The sequence below is a fragment of the Clostridium sartagoforme AAU1 genome (genome assembly GCF_000401215.1).
GTDB lineage: Bacteria > Bacillota > Clostridia > Clostridiales > Clostridiaceae > Clostridium > Clostridium sartagoforme.
The window spans coordinates 20,108-29,670 of sequence record NZ_ASRV01000207.1 but is presented as its reverse complement, the minus strand read 5'-3'; the positions used below and the strand labels follow the sequence as shown (position 1 = coordinate 29,670).

The 9,563-nt window shown below is 27.2% G+C and carries 10 protein-coding genes and 1 pseudogene; all 11 read left to right on the top strand.

The genetic code is table 11. The features are described 5' to 3' along the window. Positions 1-147: 147 nt before the first annotated feature. The 11 genes and pseudogenes from A500_RS16750 to A500_RS20555 all read left to right on the top strand — a co-directional run bounded on the left by A500_RS16750 (position 148) and on the right by A500_RS20555 (position 9,340). Positions 148-1,028 (top strand): annotated as a pseudogene (locus tag A500_RS16750) (YegS/Rv2252/BmrU family lipid kinase). A gap of 374 nt (positions 1,029-1,402) precedes the next feature. Next, positions 1,403-1,741: a hypothetical protein gene (locus A500_RS21475; RefSeq protein ID WP_242835159.1), complete on the top strand. Its 339-nt coding sequence runs from the start codon at positions 1,403-1,405 to the stop codon at positions 1,739-1,741. A 405-nt stretch (positions 1,742-2,146) separates the two neighbouring features. Continuing rightward, positions 2,147-3,403 (top strand): magnesium transporter MgtE N-terminal domain-containing protein, encoded by a 1,257-nt coding sequence (locus tag A500_RS16740; protein WP_016208752.1) that lies wholly within the window; start codon positions 2,147-2,149, stop codon positions 3,401-3,403. A gap of 248 nt (positions 3,404-3,651) precedes the next feature. Continuing rightward, positions 3,652-4,560, top strand: a complete 909-nt coding sequence (cysK, locus tag A500_RS16735) for a cysteine synthase A (RefSeq protein ID WP_016208751.1) — start codon at positions 3,652-3,654, stop codon at positions 4,558-4,560. Between the two features lie 39 nt (positions 4,561-4,599). Further along, entirely contained in the window at positions 4,600-5,184 is a 585-nt protein-coding gene (epsC, locus tag A500_RS16730; RefSeq protein WP_016208750.1) for a serine O-acetyltransferase EpsC, read from the top strand. 8 nt (positions 5,185-5,192) lie between these two features. Continuing rightward, complete coding sequence (queG, locus tag A500_RS16725; protein ID WP_016208749.1) at positions 5,193-6,179, top strand: tRNA epoxyqueuosine(34) reductase QueG; 987 nt, start codon at positions 5,193-5,195, stop codon at positions 6,177-6,179. 33 nt (positions 6,180-6,212) lie between these two features. After that, the gene (locus tag A500_RS16720) at positions 6,213-6,917 is read left to right on the top strand and encodes a lysophospholipid acyltransferase family protein (protein WP_016208748.1); all 705 of its coding nucleotides are present in this window, start codon (positions 6,213-6,215) and stop codon (positions 6,915-6,917) included. A gap of 8 nt (positions 6,918-6,925) precedes the next feature. After that, entirely contained in the window at positions 6,926-7,600 is a 675-nt protein-coding gene (gene nth, locus A500_RS16715) for an endonuclease III (protein ID WP_016208747.1), read from the top strand. A 256-nt stretch (positions 7,601-7,856) separates the two neighbouring features. Beyond that, positions 7,857-8,762: a D-alanine--D-alanine ligase gene (locus tag A500_RS16710; RefSeq protein ID WP_016208746.1), complete on the top strand. Its 906-nt coding sequence runs from the start codon at positions 7,857-7,859 to the stop codon at positions 8,760-8,762. Positions 8,763-8,849: 87 nt separating this feature from the next. Beyond that, complete coding sequence (locus A500_RS20560; protein WP_016208745.1) at positions 8,850-9,053, top strand: DUF1648 domain-containing protein; 204 nt, start codon at positions 8,850-8,852, stop codon at positions 9,051-9,053. Between the two features lie 20 nt (positions 9,054-9,073). Further along, a complete protein-coding gene (locus A500_RS20555) occupies positions 9,074-9,340 on the top strand; it encodes a hypothetical protein (RefSeq protein WP_016208744.1) in 267 nt (88 codons plus the stop codon). The last annotated feature ends 223 nt before the right edge of the window (positions 9,341-9,563 follow it).

Sequence of the window (9,563 nt, the reverse complement as noted above, 5' to 3'; positions counted from 1 at the left end):
TTTCAATCAATAATCTACATCATCTTTTACTTAAATTAATATAAGCTGTTAAAATAATTTAGTTAAGAGTAGAATATTTATTGCAACTTCTATACTTATTATATGGAATTATATAATTAATAATACAATAAACCTAGGAGGGGTAATGTGAAAAAGGTAAAATTTATTTATAACCCATACTCAGGAGAAAATTTGATATTAGATCAATTGGATAAGGTTATAAAAATACACCAAGACGCAGGATACACGATTGTCCCGTATAGAATAAATAAAGAAGTAGATGTTATAAATGCTTTTAATGACTTTAAAGAAAATAATTATTATTACGTGTTGATTGCTGGGGAGATGGAACCATAGATAATGTTGTTAATGCTATGGCGAAATGTGGAATATCAGTTCCAATAGGAATATTACCAGTTGGAACAGCAAACGATTTTGGTAAATTTTTAGGAATGCCATCAGATATATCAAAGGCATGTAAACAAATATTATCATCAGAAGTTACACCAGTAGATTTAGGAAGTATAAATGATAAATACTTTGTAAATGTTGCAAGCACAGGTTTATTTACTGATGTATCACAAAAGACAGATGTAAATTTAAAAAATACAATAGGAAAGTTAGCATATTATCTAAAGGGATTAGAAGAACTTCCAAACTTTAGAAAACTTGACATAAAAATTGATTCAGAAGAGATGAAATACGAAGGTAAAATGTATTTTATGTTAGTTTTTAATGGTCAAACAGCAGGTAATTTCAAGCTAGCAACACAAGCAAATGTTACTGATGGGCAATTAGATGTTATTATATTTAAGGCAATTCCAATAATAGAATTAATACCTTTATTTGTTAAAGTATTAAGAGGAGAACATTTAGATTCAGATAATGTTATTTATTTTAAAACTAATAACTTATATATAGAATCTTATGAAGATATCGTAACTGATATAGATGGTGAAAAGGGACCAGACTTTCCACTTAATATAAAGTGTATAAAAGGTGGACTAAAAATTTTGGGAGTAAAATAATATAAAACTAGAATAAAATAAGACTTTTTTTAATAATTATAAGTAGCAGTAATAAAAAGGTAGGAGTGCAATTGTTAGAATTCAGCTATTTATGTCTTTTGTTATTTATAATTACATTTATTTTATATCTAGGGAAAAAGAATATAGACTTATCACCTAAAAAAATTAAATTATTTATAAGTATCTTATTAATACCAATGATATTAAGATGTATAGTGCTATTATGTGGAGTGATAATAGAAAAACAAGGAATAATATATTTTTTAAAAGAATATGCATTGCTCAATTACTTTAGTATTCCATTAATTATACTATCATCCTTATATATCTTTTTAAGAAATGAAAGAATAAAATTCAGTAGAAATTATATTTTTATGGTAATATTAGGGTTACTATATGGACTTTTAGTATATACATATAAGTTTAGTATAAGTATAACTAATAATTTTGGATTCATTATTTCAATAGAAAATGGAATAATACCAATTTTAATATATTTAATCATATTAGCGTCTTTAGCAGTATTTATATTAATTAATTTAGACAAACCGTTTTCTAATAAAGCTGGTATGAGGATGCTTTTAATAAGCTTAATTATCTACATAGTAGAATACATTTTATTGTTAGGTGGAATAAGCTTATATCCATATGTTATAATTGGAGAAGTATTAATATTAGGCTGCTTATTAAAGTCTATATATACATTTAAATAAAAAAGATAGTTTGAAAATACCTATATACTAGACACTTATAAAAGGTGTCTAAGTTTATAGGTGTTTTTTATGTGTATTTTTATAAAAAGTGAATAGTGAAGTGTTTAAAACCTTCTCTAATTTTTCCACTTTTTCATTCTTTAATATTTAACTATTAAAAAGGTTGCCTTTTTGGTGGTTTTTAATATAATATAATATTGGAGAATATATGTACAACAAAATAAAAGATATTTATTCTAAATAAATAAGGGGTGAATTTAAATGGAGGGTGTCCCTCAGAGTATTAACTTATCAAAATTGAATATTAGAGTTTTAGGGGAGATAAACTTCATTATAAATTAATTGTATTCCATTTTATTTTATTAAATTTATGTTTAACTCCTCTAAAAGTGAGGAGGAAAAGATATGAAGAAATTATCGGTATTTCTATATACAAATATCCTGGGAAGAAAGATCTTTGATGAATTTGACGAAAGTCTTGGAGAACTTAAAGATATATATGTAACCACTGAAGATGGGTATCCTAGAGTAATTGGTTATAAAGTCAAAAGAGATGGATCAACTTTTCACTATGAATTTAGAAGCATTAATTTTTATCAGCAAGAAAATAGGATAAAAATAGTGACAAGAGGAAGCAAAGAAATACTCCCAAGAACTTATTCTTATCTTTTATCAGAACATTTACTTGATAAAAAAATAGTAGATATAAATGGAAAGCAAGTAGTAAGAGTTGATGATTTAAGAATAGCAGAAATTGCTGGAGAATACAGGGTAATAGCAGTAGAAACAGGCCCTCTTGCAAGATTTAGAAGGATGAATTGTGCAAAGCTTGGTAGTTTTATATACAAGATACTTAGGAAAGATTATGATGATAGAGTTTTAATGTGGGATGATGTTGAATCTTTAGAAATGGTAAATAATAATTTACAAATAGCAGTTCCATATAAAAAACTTTCAACTCTTCATCCAGCAGATCTTGCAGATATACTAGAAAATCTAGATGCAAGTTCAAGAAAACAAATCTTTGAATCATTAGATGAAGACTTGGCAGCAGATACATTGGAAGAAATAGAGCCTGAATATAAAGGTAGTATTATAAAAGAATTAAGTGAAACAAAAGCAGCTGAACTTTTAGAGAATATGCCAAATGATGAGATTGCAGATATATTAGATGATTTGGATGACGAAGAAAGAGAAAAAATTCTTATAAACTTAGAAAAAGAAGATGCTGAAGAAGTAAAAGAACTTTTAAGATATGAAGATGAAGCCGTTGGTAGTATAATGAGCACAGATTTTATTTCTTTTAATTTAGATATAACAATAGGAGAAATAATAGATATATTAAGAGAAATGGAAGAACTAGAAGAAGATGAATTATATAGAATTTATATTACAGACGAGGAAGATAGAATATTAGGATCAATAAACCCATCAGATTTAATTTTAAATAAGCCTGATGTTAAAGTTAAAGATATAATGAGTGAAAATATAGAAGTTATTAGACATGATGTTAATGTAGATGAAGCAATAGAACTTGCAGCTAAATATGATTTGTTAGCAATACCAGTAATTGATGAAGAAGACAAGTTAATTGGAGCTGTAAATACTCATGATTTAATAGATGAAATATTATATCCACTTTGGAAGAAAAAAATAAGATAAAAGTAAGTGGATTTGCAATTAGAGTTTTACTTCGTCTCTATATTTTGGAGGCGAAGTTTTTTATAATTTATTACCTTAAGTTTTTAAGTAAATATAAATAAGTTTAGTTTACTTGAAGTTGAGAAATGAAATGATAAAATTTACATATGTCTGTTTTTTATAGAAAGCTATACAATTATAGAAATAAAATTGTAATAAACTTTAAAAATAAATTATCTAAATTAGAACTTATATATAGGGAGGAAAATATGATATACAATGGCGTTTTAGATTTAATAGGGAAAACACCAATATTAAAAGTAAATAATTTAGTTGATGAAGATAGTGCTGAAATATATGTTAAATTAGAAAAATATAATCCAGGTGGAAGTGTTAAAGATAGAGCAGCTTTAGGAATGATTGAGAAAGCTGAAAAAGAAGGATTTTTAAAAAAAGGTTCAATAATAGTAGAGCCTACAAGTGGAAATACAGGAATAGCACTAGCTATGATAGGAAAATTAAAGGGATATAAGGTTATAATAATTATGCCAGATAGCATGAGCAAAGAGCGAAGAGATCTAATAAAGGCATATGGTGCAGAACTTATATTAACAGATGGTGCACAAGGAATGAATGGCGCCATAGAAAAGGCTAAAGCTCTAGCAAAGCAGGATAATTACTTTATGCCTCAGCAGTTTGAAAATTTAGCAAATTCAAAAAAACATTATGTAACTACAGCAGAAGAAATATACTCTGACATAAATGATTTAGATGTATTTATTGCTGGGGTAGGAACAGGAGGAACTGTAACTGGGGTAGGAAGTAAGCTTAAAGAGAAAATAGATGGAATAAAAATAATTGCTGTAGAACCAGAAAGTTCACCAGTTTTAAGTGGAGGAAGAGCAGCCGCCCACAATATACAAGGACTAGGATCCGGTTTTATACCCAAAATATATAATCCAGAGTGTATAGATGAAATTAGAAGGGTTTCTGATGACGATGCTTTTAGAGTTACTAAAGAATTTGCGTCAAAGGAAGGAATTTTGTTAGGAATATCTTCAGGAGCAGCTATATTTGTTGCGATTCAAGAAGCAAAAAAACTTGGAAAAGGGAAAAAAGTCTTAGTAATAGCACCAGATGGTGGAGAAAAATATATATCTATGGGAATATATGATTAGTATTAGTTACAAGTAATTTTTACAAAGGGAGGAATAGCTGTGTTTAAAAATTTAAGATATGATATAAACAATATATTAGAAAGTGACCCAGCTGCAAGAAGTAAGATAGAAGTGCTTTTGTTATATCCTTGCATTCATGCTATGATAGCATATAGAATAGCACATTTTTTATATAGTCATAAAAGATTCTTTTGCGCTAGATTATTATCACAAATAGCTAGATTTATTACAGGAATAGAAATTCATCCAGGAGCCAAAATAGGTAAAGGTCTATTTATAGACCATGGAATGGGTGTTGTTATTGGAGAAACAAGTGAAATTGGTGATAATGTTACTATATATCATGGTGTTACTCTTGGAGGTACAGGAAAAGAAAAAGGAAAAAGGCATCCAACAGTAGAAGATGATGTTATAATTGGAGCAGGAGCAAAAGTTTTAGGCCCCATAACACTAAAAAAGGGTTCTAGAGTTGGAGCTAATACTGTAGTTTTAAAGGAAGTGCCAGAAAAAGCTACTGTTGTAGGATGTGCTGGAAGAAATATTATTAGAAATATTAATGATATAATTGAAGTAATAGACGAAGATGGAAATAAAAAAACAATATATAACAATATGATTATATAGGGGTTATCATGAATAAAGAAAATATAATAAATTACTGTAATTCAATAGGTTTAGATACTTTAGGATTTATAAAATGTAGAGAGTTTACAGAACTTAAAGAGTTCTTTTATAAAAGAAGAAGTCTAGGTCTTGAAAATGAATTCGAAGAAAAAGATATTGATAAGAGAATAAATCCGTTTAATTATATGAGTGAAGGGAAAACTATTATATCAATAGCTTTCCCTTATCTTCATGATATAGATTACTTTGATAATGGTTTTTCTGTTTATACTAGAGGAGAAGACTACCACAAAGTAGTAAAATCTTATTTAGGGAAAATATGTGGATACATTGAAAGTATTGGTGGGAAAGCAATCCCTTTTGTAGATAGCAATTTCTTGCCAGAAAGGTATATTGCTTATTTAGCAGGTATTGGTTTTATAGGGAAAAATAATTTGATTATTACAAAAAAATATGGTTCTTATGTTTTTTTAGGAGAAATAATAACTGATATGGAAATAGATTGTGATGAAAGAGACTTTAAAGAACTTTCACATTTTAAGGAATGTGGAGAATGTGAATTATGCTATAAAGCTTGCCCAAGTAAATCCATAAATCCATATAAGAAAAATAGCAATATATGTGTTTCTTATTTAACCCAAAAAAAAGATTTAGAAGATAAACATATAAAGTTATTAAATGGAAGAGTTTTTGGCTGTGATAGTTGTCAAAATACTTGTCCATATAATGAAAAAATAAATTTCTCAAACATAAATGAATTTTATCCTTTTGATTTTATGAATAAAGAAAATAGTCATGAATTAGCTAACATAAATAATAGAGGATTTAAGGAAAGCTTTTTAAATACATCTTGTGGATGGAGAGGTAAAAATGTTTTAAAAAGAAATGCTTTAATTAAAATAAATAATAATAATCAAGATATAAAATCAATAAAAACAGATTCCCCTTATTTAAAGGATTATGTGGATAGACTTTTAAATAGTAATAAAATATAATATAAGTATAATTAAAGGAAGTGAGGGAGAATAATGTTATCACCAACATTAGTAAAGGTAATAAACATATTACCAGAGTCATTAGTAATAAAGATAACAAAAGTTATTGTAAATAGATTTTTTAAAAAATATGCTAATATTAAAGTAGAAGGTTTTGAAAATATAGAAAAGGTAGAAGGAACTAAAATATTTATATGCAATCATCTAAGTAATGCAGATGGGTTAATATTAGATAAACTTCTTAAAGAAAAATATGATCCAACTTTCGTAGCTGGAATAAAACTTTCAAATGACCCTGTAACAAAACTTGGAACAGCGATGATAAAAAATGTAGGAATAAAGCCAAATTCAGCAGATAAAGAGGCCATAACCAAAATAGTTAAGCTTGTTAAAGGTGGAGAAAACTTAGTTATCTTTCCAGAAGGAACAAGAAGTAGAACAGGTGCTATGATTGAAGGGAAAAAGGGAGTATTATTAATAGCAAGACTTACTAAAGCACAAATAATACCAATTGGAATGTACGGAACAGAAATACTCTTACCTATAAATAAAAATGGTGATATGGGTGGAGAAAAGTTTAATTATGCAGATGTAAATATAAAAATCGGTGAGCCGCTACAATTACCAGTAAAAGAAAAAGATGAAGACAGACATGTTTTTGATGAAAGATGTATGGAGCATATAATGAAGTCAATTTCTATTTTACTACCTGAAAAATATAGAGGAATATATAAATAGGTGATTTTATGAAGCAAAGAACAAAAACAATATTAGAAAAGCTTAAGGAAGATTATCCAGATGCAAAGTGTGAGTTAAATCATGAATCTGCTTTTCAACTTTTAGTTGCTACTATATTATCAGCTCAAACAACTGACAAAAAGGTAAATGAAATAACTGAAACTTTATTCAAAGATTATCCAGATTTAGATGCTTTTTTAAAGCTTACAACAGAAGAATTAGAAAAGAGAATAAAACAAATTGGATTATATAGAAGTAAGGCAAAAAATTTAATAATGATGTGTAACCAGTTAAAAGAAAATTTCAATGGTGAAGTTCCAAAAACTATGGAGGAAATAACATCACTTGCAGGAGCAGGACGAAAAACTGCAAATGTAGTTTTATCCAATGCCTTTGGAGTTCCATCGATAGCTGTAGATACTCATGTATTCAGGGTATCAAATAGATTAGGCCTTGCAGATTCAGATAATGTATTAGAAGTAGAAAAGCAATTACAAAAAGAACTTCCTAAAAAAGAATGGAGTTTAGCACATCATTTGTTAATTTTTCATGGAAGAAGATGTTGTATTGCTAGGAATCCAAAATGTGAACAATGCAGTTTGACAAAACAATGTAAATATTATAAAGAAATTAGCAAAAACAAAGTTAGTAAAAGTAAAGTTAATAAAAATATAAAATTATAGTATGAGATTTAGTATTAAGTTTATAATTAATGTTAATACATAAAAATAAATTAAAATTAATAATTTAAAAATAGTAAATGAGTTGAAGATAATAAATAAATGAAACAAATATGTATATAAAAAGGGTGTAAAGTTATAAATTTTACACCCTTTTATAAATTTAGTTTACTTTTATTGCTTTAATCATACATTGTATAGTGATATAATTAATAAAGATTTAAGTAAGTAAATTTTATAGTAAATTGGAGGACTTGTTATGAAGGTTGGAATATTAATGGGGGGAATATCTTCAGAAAGAGAAGTATCATTAAATAGTGGAAAGTCTATGATGAAACATATAAATAAAGAAAAGTATGAAGTTGTTCCTATTGTAATAGATAAGAAGGAAGATGTTATAGAAAAGGTGAAGGATATAGATTTTGCTTTACTTGCACTACATGGAAAATTTGGGGAAGATGGTACTGTTCAAGCTGTACTAAAAACTTTAGGAATTCCATATTCAGGTTGTGATACATTAAGTAGTTCATTATGTATGGATAAAGATTTAACTAAAACTATATTAAAAGCTAATAACATAAGAACAGCAAGATGGTTAAATGTTAAATCAATAGAAGAAATTGATTATGAAGCTATAGAAGAAATGAAATATCCAGTATTTATAAAACCAACAAATGGAGGCTCAAGTGTTGCAACATTTAAAATAACTAAAAGAGAAGATGTTGAAAATGCTGTTAAAGAAGGCTTAAAATGGGACAATGAAGTTATGATTGAGGAATTTGTAAAAGGAGATGAAATAACTTGCCCTGTATTTGAAAATGAACTTTTTCCAATACTTGCAATAAAGGCTAAAACAGATTTTTATGATTATGAACAAAAGTATTCAGCAAACGGAGCAGAGCATTTTGCTATAAATTTAGAAGAAAAGCTTTATAAAGAAGTTAAGGAAATGGCACTTAACACATATAAGGCACTAAAATGTTCTGTATATGCAAGAATAGATATGATAATCACAGAGCAAGGAGTTCCATATGTTTTAGAAGTAAATACTTTACCAGGAATGACAGCAACTAGTCTTTTCCCACAAAGTGCAGGAGAAAAGGGAATAAGCTATACCAATTTTATAGATATGATAATAGAATATTCACTAAAGAATTTTAAATAAGAAAAATATATTTATAATTCGGCCGTAAGGAGTAGGAAGTTTAATTTTATCAGGAAAAATTAATTTCGAGAAAATTAGGTAGTATAAATGAAGAAATGGGAAAGTAGTGAAGCTTATAAAAGTATTAATAAAATTATAGACATTTTGGGGGTTATATTAACTTTATTTTTAGTTATAATTACATTTATGCATTGGAAAGATGCAGCTGATATAGTACCAACTCACTATAATATGAGAGGTGAGGTTGACGGATATGTTCAAGAAATACAATATTATATATATTACCAATAGCATTAATAATATATATAGCTATGAGCATTTTAGGAAGATATCCTCAAATATACAATTATGCAGTAAATATAACTACTGAGAATAAAGAAAAACAATACAATATGGCATCAACTTTTATGAGAGTTATCAATGTTGAGATTATGGTAATATTTGCATCAATGCAAATAAGATTAGATATAACAGGAAATAACAATGGTAATTCATTCCTAATATTTTTACCAATAGAATTAATTATTATTTTTGGTAGTATTGCATTTTACATTTATAAATCAATAAAAAATAAATAAATTATTTTATTAATAATGAAAGTACACTTGTTTTTTAATTAATAAGTGTACTTTTTATTATTAGATTTAAATTGCGAAGCAATTTATATAGTTCACAGCGCACAGTTCACAGTTCACAGTTTTTGGAATAGGGAATAGGGAACAGATTATGATATAAATTGCGAAGCAATTTATAAATGAAAGAATGAAAAAATTGAGGTTGTTTTGCTGCACAAAACTTAAA